Source organism: Actinomycetaceae bacterium MB13-C1-2 (assembly GCA_035621235.1).
GTDB lineage: Bacteria > Actinomycetota > Actinomycetes > Actinomycetales > Actinomycetaceae > Scrofimicrobium.
The window spans coordinates 874,091-890,718 of sequence record CP141731.1; the positions used below are offsets into that span (position 1 = coordinate 874,091).

14 protein-coding genes are annotated in these 16,628 nt (G+C 57.9%); 6 read left to right on the forward strand and 8 right to left on the reverse strand.

What is annotated here, in order from left to right; translation table 11 throughout:
* Positions 1-83: 83 nt before the first annotated feature.
* Entirely contained in the window at positions 84-1,580 is a 1,497-nt protein-coding gene (locus tag U6G28_03895; protein WRS30836.1) for a SpaH/EbpB family LPXTG-anchored major pilin, read from the forward strand.
* Positions 1,581-1,901: 321 nt separating this feature from the next.
* The gene (locus U6G28_03900) at positions 1,902-2,873 is read left to right on the forward strand and encodes a class C sortase (protein ID WRS30837.1); all 972 of its coding nucleotides are present in this window, start codon (positions 1,902-1,904) and stop codon (positions 2,871-2,873) included.
* A gap of 12 nt (positions 2,874-2,885) precedes the next feature.
* Here U6G28_03900 and U6G28_03905 read toward each other — a convergent pair whose 3' ends face one another.
* The 7 genes from U6G28_03905 to pgm form a co-directional block, all read right to left on the reverse strand.
* A complete protein-coding gene (locus tag U6G28_03905; protein ID WRS30838.1) occupies positions 2,886-4,190 on the reverse strand; it encodes an ABC transporter permease in 1,305 nt (434 codons plus the stop codon).
* Positions 4,190-5,032: an ABC transporter ATP-binding protein gene (locus U6G28_03910; protein ID WRS30839.1), complete on the reverse strand. Its 843-nt coding sequence runs from the start codon at positions 5,030-5,032 to the stop codon at positions 4,190-4,192. Before U6G28_03910 ends, U6G28_03905 begins: the two co-directional genes overlap by 1 nt.
* A complete protein-coding gene (locus tag U6G28_03915) occupies positions 5,029-6,456 on the reverse strand; it encodes a hypothetical protein (protein ID WRS30840.1) in 1,428 nt (475 codons plus the stop codon). The genes U6G28_03910 and U6G28_03915 overlap by 4 nt, the downstream gene beginning before the upstream one ends.
* Positions 6,457-6,463: 7 nt before the next feature.
* Positions 6,464-7,492: a hypothetical protein gene (locus tag U6G28_03920; protein WRS30841.1), complete on the reverse strand. Its 1,029-nt coding sequence runs from the start codon at positions 7,490-7,492 to the stop codon at positions 6,464-6,466.
* A gap of 240 nt (positions 7,493-7,732) precedes the next feature.
* Entirely contained in the window at positions 7,733-8,917 is a 1,185-nt protein-coding gene (locus tag U6G28_03925) for a phosphatase domain-containing protein (GenBank protein ID WRS30842.1), read from the reverse strand.
* A gap of 27 nt (positions 8,918-8,944) precedes the next feature.
* Positions 8,945-10,177, reverse strand: a complete 1,233-nt coding sequence (locus U6G28_03930) for an MFS transporter (GenBank protein WRS30843.1) — start codon at positions 10,175-10,177, stop codon at positions 8,945-8,947.
* A 95-nt stretch (positions 10,178-10,272) separates the two neighbouring features.
* The gene (gene pgm / locus U6G28_03935) at positions 10,273-11,946 is read right to left on the reverse strand and encodes a phosphoglucomutase (alpha-D-glucose-1,6-bisphosphate-dependent) (protein WRS30844.1); all 1,674 of its coding nucleotides are present in this window, start codon (positions 11,944-11,946) and stop codon (positions 10,273-10,275) included.
* Positions 11,947-12,046: 100 nt separating this feature from the next.
* Here pgm and U6G28_03940 point away from each other — a divergent pair, with 100 nt between their 5' ends.
* Positions 12,047-12,949, forward strand: coding sequence for a DUF5926 family protein (locus U6G28_03940; GenBank protein ID WRS30845.1), 903 nt, complete (start codon positions 12,047-12,049; stop codon positions 12,947-12,949).
* Between the two features lie 79 nt (positions 12,950-13,028).
* Positions 13,029-13,832 carry a glycosyltransferase gene (locus U6G28_03945; GenBank protein ID WRS30846.1) on the forward strand — a complete coding sequence of 268 codons (804 nt, stop codon included), beginning with the start codon at positions 13,029-13,031 and terminating at the stop codon, positions 13,830-13,832.
* Between the two features lie 158 nt (positions 13,833-13,990).
* Here U6G28_03945 and U6G28_03950 read toward each other — a convergent pair whose 3' ends face one another.
* Positions 13,991-14,236, reverse strand: a complete 246-nt coding sequence (locus U6G28_03950) for a heavy-metal-associated domain-containing protein (protein WRS30847.1) — start codon at positions 14,234-14,236, stop codon at positions 13,991-13,993.
* 164 nt (positions 14,237-14,400) lie between these two features.
* Here U6G28_03950 and U6G28_03955 point away from each other — a divergent pair, with 164 nt between their 5' ends.
* Positions 14,401-15,879: an alpha/beta hydrolase gene (locus tag U6G28_03955; protein WRS30848.1), complete on the forward strand. Its 1,479-nt coding sequence runs from the start codon at positions 14,401-14,403 to the stop codon at positions 15,877-15,879.
* Positions 15,872-16,621 (forward strand): hypothetical protein, encoded by a 750-nt coding sequence (locus U6G28_03960; GenBank protein WRS30849.1) that lies wholly within the window; start codon positions 15,872-15,874, stop codon positions 16,619-16,621. The genes U6G28_03955 and U6G28_03960 overlap by 8 nt, the downstream gene beginning before the upstream one ends.
* The last annotated feature ends 7 nt before the right edge of the window (positions 16,622-16,628 follow it).

The window sequence follows — 16,628 nt, forward strand, 5'->3', positions numbered from 1 at the left end:
AAACTCATGAAGGCCCAGCCTTCAGCTGGGATTTGAAGAGGCTAGACGACACAATGGACGGTCGTCGAAACGAAAGGGAAGAGATGAAGACAAAGAGGAGAGGGCGGATTCTCTCCGCCGTGGTGGGCGCGACCGTCCTAGCGATAAGTGCGCTGGGTGGCGGTGTCGCAATGGCGGCGGTGCCCGGGGACGGCGGTACGGGAACGATTATCGTCCACAAGTTCGAGAATCCGGACACCCCCACAGGTTTGCCGGCTGACGGCTCGGCGATTGATCCGACTGAACTGGATGGCCTGAAACCGCTACCGGGTGTTGGCTTCACCGTGGTGCCAATCACCGGAATCGACCTATCAACCCAAGAGGGGTGGCTGGCACTCAAGAACCTGTCGGTCTCCGTGAACCCGACTACCGGAGAACCCATACTCAGCGGCACAGGCGTTCCCCCGATTGCACTGGGCACGCCAATGACTGAGCAGTACACGGGCGCCGCGGGAGACACTACCTTCAACGTCAGTGCCGATAAAGCGTACGTTGTTTACGAGTCGAGTCCTCTGCCGGGCACCACCACTGTCGCTCAACCGACAATCCTGACGGTTCCCTATCCGGGCGCCAAGCCGGGTGACGCCTGGAACTACAACGTCAATATTTACCCGAAGAACGTGGTCGTGGATGTCGCCTCCAAAGATGCGACTGTTGTCGGTAATAACATCGTGTGGAACGTCAACTATGACGTCCTCAGCTTGGGCGCGGGCAAAACCTACACAGAGTTTAAGATTGCTGACACCTTGGGTGCAGGCATCACTTACGTGAGTTCGCGCGTGTACCTGACGGATGGAACAACCAAGCAGGAGCTCGACCTTACTGATGACTACACGTTGCCGGGTACTGCACCTGCTCTCTCTATGGAGTTGACATCCGCAGGCCTCGCCAAGCTTGATGAAAAGGTTGCTGACCCTGCCAAGTGGACCCTGGTTTGGGAGATTACCGCGACCGCAGGTGAGGACGCCGACAACACGTCCAACACGGCCGCTATCACGGTGAATGGTAAAACCCCGCCCACAGAGGTCGAGGTTACTACTCCACAGACGCTCCACCATGGGGCATACGTGATGAAGCAAGCCAAGAATGTTGGTGAAACCAGCAACGTCCCATTGGCAGGCGCTGAGTTTGAGATCTACGGATTGCCGAACGCGGCTACGGGAACCTGCCCCGCCTACGCTGGTCTCACGGCTGCGGGGTACTTGCCGGCATGGTCCGGCGGAACGTTGACTTCAGCCGCAACAGGTAAGACCGGGGAGATGACCCTAGCCGCGGGATCTTACTGCGTATATGAGACGAAGATTCCTGCCGGCTACAAGGGCGACGCAAGTGCCGGAACCGTTCTCTCGGTCGGTGCAGATGGTGCGTTCACCACCATCGTGAACACGCAGATCGGTTCTGACGCGGGCGATCTGCCTTCGCTGCCAATAACAGGCGCGCAGGGCCGGGTGCTGTTGGCACTGGTTGGCACCGGCTTGGTCGCGCTGGCCGTGGGCCTCTACCTGGTTCGCCGTAACCGCGGCCAACATCAGGATGCCTAAGAAACAACTGATAATCGCTAAGTTCGCCTGTCGATTAGCGTAAAACAGGTAGCGATGGGGGTGGGTCCAAGTGGCTCGCCCCCATCGTCATAGTAACCGGCATGGGCGTTTATTGCGGTGTACGGGGCGCCTGCTCTGAGCAGCGATCCACTTGGTTGCTAAGGAAGAAGCGGCGAATACTTACAGTGCATCGTTTGGTTCCGGTTCTGCCACGCACAACCCAATTGGCAGGGGTTCCCTTGCCCGGGAGCTAGCCCGCCTGGCGCTAGCGTGAGACCGTTTGACAGTTGAGGAGATTTGGCCGCCACAGAAAGGGTTGGTGTGAAAAGACTAAGTCCGGCACAGCATGCCCTAAAGCAGCGCCGCTGGAGATTCAGCTGGCTGAACTTGGCGATCGCCCTAGTGGTGTTTGCTGCCGCGACGGTCTTCGCCTACCCGTACGCGGCGCAGTGGGTGTCCCAATACAACCAGTCGAACATCATCATTGACCAGGCTGCGGCAGACCGGGCCAGTGGAGCGGAGTACGCGCGCGAGCAGATTGCGAAAGCTCAAGAGTACAACCGGCAACTCCAAGCAGGAGGAGTGATGGAGGCCGGATCAAACCTCGTCGAAGGAACTGGTGTCGACAACGGGGACCTGAACTACTGGAATCTGCTGAACAATGACCCGAACCACGTGATGGCGCGGCTACGAATCCCCAGTATCAAACTGGATCTGCCGGTCTACCACGGCACCTCGGACCAGGTGCTACTAAAGGGTGTCGGTCATCTACAACGAACCTCTTTGCCCGTGGGTGGCGTGGGGACACGGTCGGTGCTGACAGGGCACCGCGGCTTGGCAGACGCGGAGATTTTCACCCACCTGGACCGGGTAAAGGAAGGCGATACCTTCAGCGTTGAGGTGATGGGGGAGGTCTTTACCTACCGCGTCATAGAAACCAAAGTGGTAGAACCGAACGAGACCGAGGAGATTCGGGCCGTGCCTGACAAGGACCTGGTCACCTTGATTACCTGTACTCCGCTGGGGATCAACACGCATAGGTTCCTGGTGACGGGTGAGCGAGTCTGGCCGACTCCGCAGGCCGACCTCGACGCGGCGGGAGAGAGACCTAGCGTGCCTAGTTTTCCCTGGTGGCTAGTAATCTACCTGGCAACAGTCGTGGCAGTGGCGGTCTGGTACTGGCGAGCGGGCTACCCCGCGAAGACAAGGCGGCGTTCCGCAGAATCAGAGCAAAAACAACATCAACTCCCCCTCCCCAAAAAAGTCAATGAGGAGGCCACAGACGCCGGTTGACTAAAAGGAACCTCAGGCCGAGCGAAGTGCGTCCACGGGCTCTATTCTCGCTGCCTTTATCGCCGGGTAGCTTCCCGCAATTAGGCCGACCAACGCGCCGAGCAATACTCCTGCGACAGGGACCCACGGTGCAATAACCGGCGTCCAGTGCTGGAAAAGAGAGACCGCGACTATTGCAAACAGTCCCAGCGCAACCCCGATCAAACCTCCCAGTGTGCCGGTTGTGAGAGATTCGAGCATGAACTGCTGACCTATCTGCTTGGTCCTCGCCCCCAGGGCTCGCCGTAGCCCGATCTCGCCTCGGCGTTCCGAGACGGACAGCAGAGTCACGTTAGCTATGCCCACGCCTCCCGCCAAAAGGGCGACAAGCCCGATTGCCACAAAAAGCACGTTGATGTCGGCCTGCACCTGGCCCTGGAGCTGCGAAGTTGAAGGCGGAGCTTTTACCTTGTAGCCGGTTGGGTCATTTGGATTAAGCGCTATTGGCGCTTGGCCAGCGACAACTTCTCCTGCCCCGATGTCGATTAGGATGTCGAGCGAGTCAATCGTGTTTAGGTTCAGATGAGTCTGTGCCGTCGTCACCGGAACAATTACGGAGTTCAGCAGATTTGCCCGCGTTCCCACCTCGTCGATGATTCCAAGCACTTGGTACGGCTGGTCTGCAATGAAGATTGATGGTTGTCCAGAAACGCGGTTGATGCCAAGCTTCTCGGCGGCCGCAGCTCCGAGCACAACGACCCTGTCCGCCCGGTCGTAATGACCCGAGTCGAAGAACCTTCCAGTTTGAATGTTCGCCGCCATGACATCAGCCAGCTCTGGCGACGCAGCAATTACTGGCGGCGAGGCGCTCTGAGCCTCGGAGGGATCCACGATTTGGACGGCCCGTACGACGGGATCCCCGGGCACCACCGAATAGAGAGTCGCCTCCTCAACCCCGACCAGTTGATCCACTCGTTCGACTCCATCCCACGGGATTACTGCGGTAGCTCGTTCGTTGTTACGCGGACCGCTTGTCTTTCCCGGTTCGATAGAAACGCGAGTCGCCTGAATCATGTCGAAGTTCTTGGCGATCTGCCCGGCAGTGGTCTGGGCCAGCCCCAGAGTTGCCACTAAAGACGCGATTCCCAGAACGGTGCCAAATAGGGTGATGAATAGGCGTGATGGCTTCGAGCCCACACCTTCGAGGGATTCGTGGATAAGGTCGCGAAAGGTGAATCCGCTCTTTTCTGTGCGCGAGGACTTGGGGCGGGGCCTTCCCCTTCGACGACTGTTGACGCGACGACGTTCGGCGGGAGCCGCTGCTCGTTTGGTTTTCATCAGGCGACCCTCGAAAGCTGACCGTCGCTGATCTGAACCCTGCGATGGGCGCTCTGAGCCACTGCGGAATCATGAGTGATCATTATGATCGTGAGGCCGTCTTCCGATAGTTCCTCGAACAACTGCATGACGCCCTCGGAGTTTGCTCGGTCCAGGTTACCGGTTGGCTCGTCGGCCAGGAGCAGTCTGGGAGAGGTCGCCACCGCCCGGGCCAACGCCACCCTCTGGCGTTCACCTCCCGAGAGTGTCCCTGGGTAGAAGTCGAGACGGTGTCCCATCCCAACGCGGTCCAGGGCGTCTCGTGCTCGTTTTTCGCGTTCTTCTCTCGGGAATCCGGCGTATGTGGTCGAGAGAATGACGTTGTCAAGAACGGTTCGGGTTGGAAGTAAATGGAACGACTGGAACACGAAGCCGATGGCCCCTCCCCGCAGATCGGCACGTTCATCATCAGAGAGCCCAGAGACATCGACGCCGTCAAACTCATACAGACCAGAACTAGGTCGGTCAAGCAGCCCCAAGGTGTTCAACATCGTCGACTTCCCTGACCCCGACGGACCAATGATCGCCAGATACTCGCCCTTTTCGACCTCGAGGTTCACGTTGCGAAGCGCTTGAACGGCAGGTGGACCAGGGAATATCCGAGTTACATCAACGAGTTTTACCAGAGGTCCATCAAAGGTCTGAGGAACAGGCTCCGCATCGGGCAGGATCGACTCTACCTCTGCTACCGCTGGCTCGGCTGATCCTTTGTCGTCCAGCGGTGGCCAGAGACTTGTCGCAATCTGCGCCGCTCCGTGCCCTGTTCTGGATGCACGTTTCCCCCCAGGTCTGCGGAGTTTCACCGACCCACCACAACCTTTGCGCCGGGCGCAATACGCGAGTCGTCGGAGGTGATTTCGACGAACCCCTGTGCGCCGAGACCTGTGGTGACTGCGACCATCTCGGTGGCGAATGGGTCGTCCTTGGTTGGGGAAAGAAGCTCAACCACGTTGCTTCCATCAGCTGCGGCGGATAGGGCTGCCAACGGGACTGCCATTACCTCGCCCTCGGTCGAGGCTACGGGAATGGTGATCTTGAGGCTCTGCTCCCGAAGTGCGGTGATCTGTTCATCTGTCAGATCATCGGGGGTAAGGGTCAATTTGTACCGGCCCGCCGAGTCACCACTACCGCTCGAATCACCGCCATCGGAACTGTCGTCTCCATTTGAAGAAGCCGACTTTGGGGATTCGATTGAGGCGATGGTTGCTGTGAGTTCCTCGCCTCCTGGACTGGAATAAAACGCTTCCATCCCCGGGGCTAGTAGAGCCGCGTCCTGTTGATTAACGGTCCCCACGATGGTTAGGTCGGCGCCCGAGACAAGCATTACGGGTCCGGTTACCTCACCCCCTCGTTCAACGTACACGGCATCAACACGCCTCGGTAACGAGGGGAGGAACAGCACCTCGCCCGCGGGAAGCGTTGGTTGGACCCCGATTTGTGCCTCTTCGAGGGCGCTGTAAGCGTCACTGAGGGTCTGTTGTGCCTCGTTCAGTTCCGCCCACGGAATCGCAAGATCCTGTTCGCCCGCGTTGTACGCGGTGTTGTAAGAGGTCTGCGCTCGGGTAAGCGCGGTCTCGGCAGACCGATAGGAGGCTTCTGCTGCCCTTAGTGCGTCGCGCGCCTCCGGTCCACCAGTAGAGGGTTGGTATCCCGTATTGAGGTAGAGCTGACCAACGGCCTCCGACGTCTGCCACTCGTACAGGTCCGAGTTCGGATCGCCAACGTCATAACCCATTGAAGCCAACGTCTGCTTTAGCTGCAGCACATCAGGTCCGCTCATTCCGATTGACAGTGATCTGTAAGCGGGCAACTGGCCCTGCAGCACGATCACGGGGCGGCCCGTCACTTCAAGCGCAACGCTTCCTGCGTTCAACACGGCGCCGACGGCCGGAACCTGTCCGGTGACAATAGGACGTCCCTCGGACGAAGAAGTGTCCAGCTTGACTTCGACTGAGTCCGCGTAGCTTGCCTCGCCGCGAATGACGACCTCATTACTGACGACGCGCTCTTCGACTACGGCGGTCACCGGGCCCGGTTCGGGAGCCTCGGACCGGGCCGCAATCTCGGCTGGCGAGACTATGAACCGCATCAGTATCGCTCCTGCGAGAAGAAAGACCACCGCAATGACGGCGATGACTGCAACCAGCCTGGTTCCGGTTAGGCCCTTAGGTTTCTTGGCGGTCTCGTCGTTTGCCGAGCCGTTGCTTTCCGGCGTTTCGTTCTTCACGTGATTCCTACGAGTTCTTGGTCGTGTACTTGGCGATTGCTGCGTCCAACTGGGTCTTGTACTGGTCCAGGAACTCTTGTTGCATACGGTGCTGAATCTCCATTGACTTCTTGTCGTAGTCAATCTTTTCACTGCACTTGTAGTCAGCGACTGCCTGGGCGATCTCCTGCTTCTGGAACTCGTCCATTACGGCTTTGTCGGGCTCATTCCAGTCGCCATTCGGACTGGTGGAGTCCTCGTAAATCTTATTAAGTTGGTCGTACAGGTCGTTTTGGACATTGTCCTTATCGGACAGTCCCGTGAAGCCGCTGTCTGCCATACACGAAGACCACTCCTGGTTGAGACTCTGATACTCGCTGTCGGAGTACATGTCGGTCCATAGATCCTGCATCGCGGTCATCATGTCCTCGAACTCAGGGTCTTCGTAGAGGGCAGACGCGGAGTTATCGTCCATCTCGTGCATCGCCCAACCGTCACAGCCAGAGGTCTCCCAGGACCACTCGTGCTCCATCTCGCCCGCCTCGATGAGTTCCCATTCTTCGTCAGTTGGTCCCTTGCCGTAGAGGGTTTCGTAGAAAGCGGTTTGTTCCGACTCACTTAGAGACTCGATGTACTCCTGGTTGGGGTCGAAGTATTCGTCTTCACCAGTCTGGTTCTCCATGTCCTCACGGCCAGGCCAGTCAACGATGCCGTATCCATATTGTTCAGCGAACTCCAGAGTGCCCCACTGTGGCCCGTCGATTTCTTCTGAGCCGTCCGAGTATCCGTACCTGCTGGTATTGGGGATGTATTCGAAACCCTCCTTCGCCATGCACTCAGCGATTAGGTCCTCGCGCTGGCGATCCTGTTCCTTGGCTTTGTCGATCGACCAGTCTTCGCCTTCCCAAAGGACACTCATATACTCATCAAGAGGTCCGGGCACGTACTCGTCTTCTGCTCCCGAGTTGCCGGACTGGGCGCCGTCCTTTGCGCATCCGGCAAGCGCGAGCAACATGGTTGCGCCGATGGCAAAGGGCATAAGGGCGGAACGCTTCATGGCAACTCCTTAGTTTGTGCGTGTTCACCTAGCGACCTGCGGCTGGGTTAGAGGCACTGCTAGCAGTCGCTGATAACAGAGTTTGAGTTCCCCATGCCCGCTTCCAGTTCAGAGGTTATCTCACGGGGGCCGTCAATTGCGGGATCTAAGGGTTTAGTCAGGGAAAAATGGGGGTATAGTCCTATACCGGAAACCGTGCAACTAGCTCAAAATCACCCAGTCCTAGAAAAGCAGACTGAGCTATGCCTGTAGCCGTGCGATCAGTTCTCTGTTGAACTCCATTGAGCTGGCGGATCGGTTTAGATGGTAGCCATCTTCTCCGAAAATAAGGGGAACTCCCTCAGGCAAGTTCGCCCGATCTAGCCTGGAGAGTTCCTTCATTGTTCCGTGAGATGTCAGGTGTTCCAGAGGAAGCAGGGTTCGAATTGCCACCGCTGCTAGATTCTTTGGCCAACGCCTTCCGAACTCTGCGCATATCTCGGGGTCACGTTGACCGTTGTCGCCGACTAACACCCATTTCACCTGTGGCAACATTCGAGCCAGGTCCTCTAAATGGCTTAGCTTGTTAGCCGGTCCGCTGGTTGGAAAACCGATCTCGCTGAATCCCCAGGGCCGAAGAAGAACGGTCGAACGAGGGAATTCGCCGCGCTCCAGGAAGTGCCGCAGGACCGGAATAGTGTTCCAGGCACCGTTCGAGAGGAAGAGAAAAGGCGGGGGAAGCTTTTCGGTCTCCCGATGCGCCGGTTCCAGAATATGAAGATGATGTTGTAAGCGATTTAGGAAGTAAGACATGCCCGGCACCGCTTGGCGCGTAGAGACCTTGTCGAGCAACATGTATCGCAGCGCTAGTAGCTTGTGAGGCACCATTGAGACCATGATGGTGTCGTCGATATCGCAGACGATTCCGGTGGTCTCAAAGTCGCCAACAATCCTAACCGGAATATCGATACCTCTGTCGATCCTTACCCCGAGGCTCTGGGCTCGAGCAGCTAACTTGGAGGCGGAGATGTGATCGGGGTCCATCCCTTCAAGTAGTCGTTTTCGGTGCTTCTGCCAGTCGCCTCGGTTGATCAAGTGGACCCGAACGTCACGCCATCCTGGCTCGAACCCGTGACCGGTAATGTGTTGGTCGATGTATCCACCACTATCGGCTTCGATCACTCGGATAGCATCGCCGGCCTTAATTAGGACTGGGTAGCTGGGAACCTGAGAATCGAAGAACTGTCTCCATCCGCGTCTTTGGTTCAGCCAAACACGCCCTAGGTTTTTCTCGGTCATCAGAACGCGGCCCATCACCCGAACTTCGCGCTGGGAACCGTAACCGCCAAAGCCGATGACACACGGGCGCCAACCCGCAGCGGCCAGAAATCCGTACCTAAAAGTGCCGCCCGCTCCAAGGACATCTCCAAGTAGGTCGCCACGCATGCCTAAATGATAGGCATACCAGGACACCTAGACAGGGTCAGAAATTTCTTCGGGGAGGGGTACGTGGTGGGTTTGGATGCGTTTCTTAAGTGTTTTGTACCCCAGGGCGGCGGTGAGAAACATTGCCCAGCCGAAGCCTAGGACCACCAGGAACCCTCCGTGGTATGAGTAGTTATCGATCACCGGTCCGCCCACAGCTGATCCAAGAGAGGTTCCGAACGTCATGGCGGTTGACATCCAAGTCAAACCCTCGGTGAGGCGAGCTGGAGGAACGATTTGTTGAACGATGGTGTTGACGTTGGTCATCGTCGGCGCGATTGCGATTCCGGCAATGAACATCATGATGGCTAAAACCCAAAGGTTTGGTGCCAGCACGAAGGGGGAAACCCCGAGTGCAAGTAGGCCCACACCGAGGGTGAACAGAATCCAAAGCGGCTTTTTCCAGACCCGCGATCCGTACACCAGTGCTGAGACCAATGACCCGAGGGACATCGCGGCCAGAATGACTCCCGCGATGGAAGACAGACCGACGGCTTCGGCGCTAGCAACGACTGACAGATCGTTTGCTCCAAACAGGGCACCAGTTCCGATGTAGGTGAGTGCTAGAACGATCATCGCGGGATCGCGCATGACGGAACTGCGTTTCTGGTCCTTCTTTCCCGCATTGGCCGGTGGTTGGGTCTTGGTCTGCAACAGGAACGCCAGGGACCCGAAGACCATGAAAAACAGAGCGACCCAAAGGCCAGCCGTGGGATGAACGCTGGTGGCGAGCAGAGTCGCGATTACCGGACCCAAAACAAAAACGAGTTCGTCAAACGCCGCCTCCATCGCGTAGGCCGACTGGAGTTGTCGTGCGTCCGTGACAGTGTGCGCCCACCGGGCGCGAACTAGTGCCCCGATCGAGCCCGCAGTAGCTCCATTGATGATCGAAAACGCCACCAGGACCGGAGCCGGCGCCACATTCATAGCCGAGAAGATCATGCCCGCCATCGCTAGTGACGAGATAGTGATCGAGGGGATCATCACCTGGGCCTGACCGAAGCGGTCCACCAGCCTGGACAACAGCGGAGCACAGAGCGCATACGCAATGACGTTCGCCGCGGAAACCAGTCCCGCCAGCGTGTAGCTACCGTAGATGAAACGAACCATCAGGATGGTGGAGATACCAACAAATGCCATTGGTACGCGGGCCAGCACCCCGGCCATTGAGAATGCCAAGGCTCCCGGCAAAGACAGGACTTCACGGTAGCGGTTGAACACCCTTTGAGTCTCTGCCCTTGAGCGTCATAGAGTCAATCTGAAAACGGTGTAACCACGGCGATTAGGGCGCAAAATCACACCGGATGAGACACACCCTAGCTGGACAAAGCTTCGCTAACCACTTCTTTTGCGGCCTCTTGAACCAGGCGTAAGTGGTCCTCACTAATGAACGACTCAGCGTAGATCTTGTAGACGTCTTCAGTGCCGGAGGGACGCGCTGCAAACCAGGCGTTTTCGGTTGTTACCTTCAGGCCTCCTATGGGTGCGCCGTCTCCGGGAGCTCGAACCAGCTTGGCAGTGATTGCCTCGCCAGCCAACTCGGTTGCCAACACGTCCTCGGGAGATAGTTCCGCCAGGCGAGCTTTCTCCGCCTTGGTCGCTACCTGGTCGATCCGCGCGTACCAGGACTGGCCGAAACGGCTCGTCTGCTCCCGGTGTAGTTGCGAGGGAGTCTTCCCGGTCACCGCGAGAATCTCGGCGGCCAGCAGACACATGATTATGCCGTCCTTATCGGTGGTCCAAACAGTGCCGTCCTTACGGAGGAAAGATGCTCCCGCCGACTCTTCGCCCCCGAATCCAAGGGAAGAATCCAGTAGACCGGAAACGAAGTACTTGAATCCGACCGGAACCTCCATGACCTCCCGCCCGATAGACGCGCCGACCCGGTCAATGAGGCTGGATGAGACCAGCGTTTTGCCGATCTGCGCACTCTCTTGCCAACCGGGTCGGTGGGTGAAAAGGTACTCGATTGCGACTGCGAGGAAGTGATTCGGATTCATTAGGCCATCGGCGGTGACAATTCCGTGCCGATCGGAGTCGGCATCGTTGCCGGTGGCAATGTCATAGGGGTAGTGCCCGTCCTCATCAGGAACCATCTTTTCGAGCAGGGACGCCATGGCATAGGGAGAGGAACAGTCCATGCGGATCTTGCCGTCCCAGTCCAGCGTCATGAATGACCAGCGTGGGTCTACGGTCGAATTTACGACGGTGAGGTCGATTCCGTAGCGTTCGCCGATGGCACCCCAGTAGCCCACTGCCGCGCCGCCAAGGGGGTCCGCCCCAATCCGAATCCCAGCGTCGCGTATCGCCTCGAAATCGATGATTGAATCTAGCGCGGTCACGTACTGTGAGAGATAGTCGTGGAACTCCACGTTTGGCAGATCCGTAACATTCGAGTCGAAGTTACGCGGTATGTTGCGCCACCCCCCGGCCAGCAGTTCATTGGCGCGCGACGCGATCCAAGCCGTTGCCTCAGACTGAGCTGGGCCACCTGTTGGGGGGTTGTACTTGAAACCTCCGTCAGTCGGCGGATTGTGAGAGGGAGTAATAACGATCCCATCTGCTAAACCCGGTCCCTCAGTCCGTAGATTGTCGGGAGCCCCGTTCGCCTCAAGGATTGCCAGTGAGACTGCAGGGGTCGGAGTCCAGGAACGGCGAGAGTCAATGAAGGTTTGGATTCCTGCGGCACTGAGCACTTCGAGCGCACTTCGCCAAGCCGGTTCCGAGAGGGCGTGAGGATCGGCGCCAACAAACAATGGTCCGTTGGTTCCCTGCAGGGCGCGATACTCAACAATCGCAGCTGTGATCGAAACTATATGCGCCTCGTTGAACGTGCCGTTGGTAGAGGTACCCCGGTGTCCAGAGGTACCGAAAACCACCTTCTGGTCGGGAGTATTCACGTCGGGAACCGTGTCGTAGTAGGCGGCAAGCAACGCGTCGACGTCGATTAGGTCTGAGGGCTGCGCCTGCTGCCCAGCTCGCTGGTGCATCTTTGACTTCCTTGTTCTAGGGCTGTTTGGTACGTGAGCTGATGCTCGAACTTCCTTGATTGTAGACAGGTAGGGGTGACCTACGGCTAACCTGTCTGCCATGGGTAAAGCAAGCCGACGTAAGAAGATAACTCCAGCCAAGGCCGCCGCATACCGGCCTCCAATCGCGTTTGTCGAACGCCCCTTCGAGGGAATCGCCGTTGAACGCGAACTGGTCGCTATGCGTGAACTTATTCCCTGCGCGATCCTTGCGGCTAAGACAAACAAGGATCTGGGGGGAACAGAGTTCGATTTCGTTACCTTGCTTCCCGATGGCGCGCCCGCCATGGTCCGTAGCGACGGTCGAATTCTGGTTGGCCTTCAGACTCGGTTCAACACAGGTGATCTGTCACATGACCTGGGCGGTGCGCTTCAAGCGGCCATTGAGCTTAAGCAGGCGGGCGAGGATGGAGTTGTTGCGATTGATGTTCGTGACCCCGCTCCTAGACTTCAAGAACTGCTGGACGAGTCCTTCCTTCGCACGGTCGCTTCAGATGACGAGAGCCCGATGCAGATCACCGAGGATTTCTCCTATTGGTTCGACCCGGACGAGGAGCACGACGCCGATACCCTCGCCGCGCTTGAGCAGAACCGCGAGGACATGGTCCCAACGGAAGAGGTTCCGGGCGTACCCGGCATGTACTGGTGCCAGATGAACAATAACTTCATCCGCTACGTAACGAATGTGCCCGAAGACAAACTGTTCACCGCCCTCGCTCGCGTTCAGTCTGATGGCGGAGCAAGCGTTGGTGAGGGATCGCGTTTCGTCGGGGCATTTCGTGCGTGCGGTATCGCAATTCCAGTTTTCCAGGTCGCCCCGGACGTTACTGCAGCGCAGTTGGCAGAGCCAGCTGCAAAGCTACAGAAGGCACTGGAGGTGGCTCTAGCTTCTAAGGAACCGCTGAACGACGACCAAAAGCGGGTTCGCGCTGGCCTGATCTCGCGGCAGGTCACCATTAGGTAGGTCTTTCGATAGGTCTCGGCGGTTCGATTACCGGACGGACACCCGTCACCTCCCGCCGAGGTGGCGATATGATTGAGCCGTGGGCAGGTCCGATGGAGATGCTGGCGTCACGCGTGATAGTGACGCAGCGGATCGCGGTGCGCCACAAACTACCGGTCCCCAGAATGTCGCGGTTGTTATTGCCGCGCGTGATGACCGAAGCACCATTGCCGCGACGGTTAGGGCCTGCCGTGCGATCCCTAGGGTGGATTTGATTGTTGTTGTCGATGATGGTTCGGATGATGACACCGGCGCCGTGGCCCGAATGGCAGGAGCCGCAGTGGTCCGCCATTCTGTTCCCAGGGGACGATCATCTGCCCTAGAGACGGGAGTGAAGGTCGTTGCAATGCGCGATCGCGCGGACTGGCCCGCCCGTCATATCCTTTTCCTGGACCCTGATCTTGGTGATTCGGCGGTGGAAGCATCAGTTCTTGTTGATGCAGTTCTCTCCGGTGAATGCGACTGTGCTCTCGGAGTTCCAGAGCACTTTGACCCCTTCCAGATGAGAGGCCCTGCTCGATCCGCCGCCCGGAAGCTACTGGTCATGACCGGCTGGGTTTCTAGAGACCCGCTGGCGACGAACCGCTGCCTTACCCGGGAAGCCCTAACGAAGGTCATGCCGTTCCACGTTGGGTCAGCGGTTGACTTGGCGATGACGATGGACCTGCTTACGTCAGGTTCCAGAGTTCGCGATTTCCCCTGCGCCTTCGAGCACGTACCGAATGAGTCGAAGCCGAGGGGATCCGTGTGGCAACCTAGTCGTTCAGACGCCTGGGTCGTGCTTCAGACAAGTAGGATCAAAAACATTCGCGCATTGAGAAGGCGCCTGGCCAAACAGGACTAGTCCCCCGCGCCGCGAATCCACTCGTTATCTCACGCACTGAGCCAGTATTTCTTGGGGGAGTCCTCGTGTGACTCGTCCGGCAAGCCTTAGCTTGCTTGTCTTGCGATGTACCGGTTCTCCACGCGATCTAGGGGCCGTTTTGTGGCAGGAGACAAACCCTAGATATCCCTCCGAATCTCGGTTAGTTGATAGCCCGCTTCGGAGATCGCGTCGCGGAGCGCCTCATCATCAAGGAGGATGTCGGTCACCACGGTAACTTTCGAAGGTTTGTCATCCCCGCCCAGAATCACTTCGACGTTTTTTACCCCCGGAACTTCTTCGAGTTCTTCGGTCACGCTGGCAACGCAGTGACCACAGGTCATCCCATTGACGAACAGTTCTACGGTGCGGTCAACCTCAGTCATGGTTTCCTCCAAACAGGTCGCTTCCTAATACTCTCGCGCAAACTTATCCCCTCGGCAATAGGGAGATCGTTGGCGAAGGGCAGATTGGCCTGTTGAGCAAAACTCACCCCTGGGCAACAGGGCGGAGGGTTCAGTAAATTGGAACGTCTAGTGAGGAGGGAAGATTGACCGAGTACTACCCTCTGCGCCGCGTACCTCGAAGTGTTCCCCGGAGTGCGTTGTGGCGCAGACTTGCCCCGTTAGTCTGGCCTCTGACGAAGAGTTCACTCTGGTCGCTGGTCGCATCGGGAACGCCGCGGATGCTTGCGATCAGAAGTCTTCTCGACGAGAAGGCGGACCGGGTCGGCGCGGAGGCGGTTGAGAAAGCTCAGAGAATCTACTTCAATAACCCCGGCCTAGACACTCTCACAATCCGCTCCCTGTCCCGGATTGGGAAGACCGCGATGCGCGGTGCGCAAAACGCGATGATTAGGCGAATCACCCTCGGTCTGGATGAAACCGGGGAAATGCGCAAACAGCTGCCGCTCTTACCTCGCACCGGTTACGACTCACTAATGGTGGGCATGCTGGCGATCGGAACCGCGCTGGGATACTTCCGGGGAGGACCGGTTAAGTCACTAGTTTGGTGGGATAGCGCTGACCCGGATCCCCGTAAGAAAAGAGCACTTCCCGAGGGTCACCCCTATCCGTTGGCGCGCCGATTTGCGCCACCGCAGAATCTTGGTGATCTGGCTGCTGACATTGACGACCTTTACTGGGCAGAGGCATACGGTCTGCCGATAAAGGTGACTCGGGTGGGACAGGGAGAGAACAGACGTTGGTTGGTCTCACTCCCTGGCACCGACCACATGGATCTGGAGTCAATGCCAAATCCCGCGGATATCGAGTCGAACATTCGCGAGGAGCTAAACATGGCATCGGCCGCGAGAATGGGCCTCGTCGCTGCTGTGCGCTCTGCCATGTACGCCGATGGAATCGAATCGGAGGACATGGTGAACGAACGGGTGCTTATAGTTGGCCATTCTCAGGGAGGAATCATCGCGGCTGCGCTCGCTGCGACGGAACCAAAAAAGGTGGGTTTTACTGTTGACGCGGCGATAACCCTTGGTGCCCCCGCTCGGCGACTCAAGATTCGTGAGGGCGTGAATATGCTCGCGCTGGAACACGATCAAGACGTAATCCCGTCCATGGATGGAACCTCCAGACGTGAAGCCGACCAGCGTGTAGTTGTGAAGCGAAAGCTGAATATCCCAAAGAGGAACCCATTGTTCTACGCCCACTCCTCGTCCACCTACACACAGACGTTGCTCGGGGCGGAAGTTCGTAACACCGTTGCCAAGTGGGGGCGCGCATCCGAGGTTTTTGAAGCGTTGCAACAGTATCTGCCAAAGCCCGGGGAGCAGACCAGAGTTACGCAGCACTACGCGTGGCAGGAGTTGGTGGAGCCACAGAAGAGGTCAACGTTCGATGCATACGTTGACATTCGTCCGACCGATGACTGGAAGCCGGTGAGTTTCGGCGACGAGATAGAGGTCCCGGAGCCGCTTGTGTCACAGCCGGTTGATCTGGTGGCGTCAACAACTTCCCTGCTGGGGCTGAGCCACCAGAACCCCGAACAGACGGAGGGAACGGGCGATGAGTGAGCAGCTAAAGCGACTGCAACGTACCAGGCGCAACATGGCAATAAAGGCCGGAAAGCTACTGCCCATCAACAAGGGGCACGGGGAAGGCTCCGGAGAACGGGAACTTCCACAGATCACCGGGCCAAAGACCATCCGCACGCTGGGGGCAGTGCGCAGCCTGGTTCGCAGCACGGTTGGGCACTTGAAGCCGGTTATTCCACCGGGCCGAAATGAGCGGTTTCGAAATCTGATTATGGTGGTACTCGACGCCTCCCCACTGGTTGAGGAAGTGCGCAAGTGGTCCGACATAGATGTCCGGGCCGAGGTTTTTGAGGGCTTCGGTAAACCAACCCTGGTGAATTTCGACGTGATATTGACGGATCACGACCCGAATCATTCTGAGCTGGAGGGCGTGTCAAAGGCTGAGCAACTGAGCCTAGGGGTCCTCGGCGAAGATGTCTTTGAGCGCGCGGTTGAGGCAATTTGGAATAACCCAGAGATGGCCCCGGTCGGGATTCGAGGCCGTGTCCTAGTTTCTAGTTCGGTGCCAACGGACTCCGAGGAGTCCCGGGTGGAATCGGACGATAGGTTGGAGCACGCTCAAGAAAAAGCTCGGGACGCCGCCGAGCAACAGGACACCAAGGATGACGAATCGGTGCTATTCGACATGCGTGACCTCGGGTATGTGGACGAGGCGGCGCGTGTTGATGACCTGTTCGCCAGGTACGGTGCGCCCAGGTTTGATCCGACGTGGCGGCCGTGATCGAGGG

What these genes read in the sequence shown, in the direction of transcription:
- U6G28_03895 (WRS30836.1), top strand. Translation starts at nt 84, where the DNA reads ATGAAGACAAAGAGGAGAGGGCGGATTCTCTCCGCCGTGGTGGGCGCG.
- U6G28_03905 (WRS30838.1), bottom strand. Translation starts at nt 4,190, where the DNA reads ATGAAAACCAAACGAGCAGCGGCTCCCGCCGAACGTCGTCGCGTCAAC.
- U6G28_03920 (WRS30841.1), bottom strand. Translation starts at nt 7,492, where the DNA reads ATGAAGCGTTCCGCCCTTATGCCCTTTGCCATCGGCGCAACCATGTTG.
- U6G28_03925 (WRS30842.1), bottom strand. Translation starts at nt 8,917, where the DNA reads ATGCGTGGCGACCTACTTGGAGATGTCCTTGGAGCGGGCGGCACTTTT.
- pgm (WRS30844.1), bottom strand. Translation starts at nt 11,946, where the DNA reads ATGCACCAGCGAGCTGGGCAGCAGGCGCAGCCCTCAGACCTAATCGAC.
- U6G28_03940 (WRS30845.1), top strand. Translation starts at nt 12,047, where the DNA reads ATGGGTAAAGCAAGCCGACGTAAGAAGATAACTCCAGCCAAGGCCGCC.
- U6G28_03950 (WRS30847.1), bottom strand. Translation starts at nt 14,236, where the DNA reads ATGACTGAGGTTGACCGCACCGTAGAACTGTTCGTCAATGGGATGACC.
- U6G28_03960 (WRS30849.1), top strand. Translation starts at nt 15,872, where the DNA reads ATGAGTGAGCAGCTAAAGCGACTGCAACGTACCAGGCGCAACATGGCA.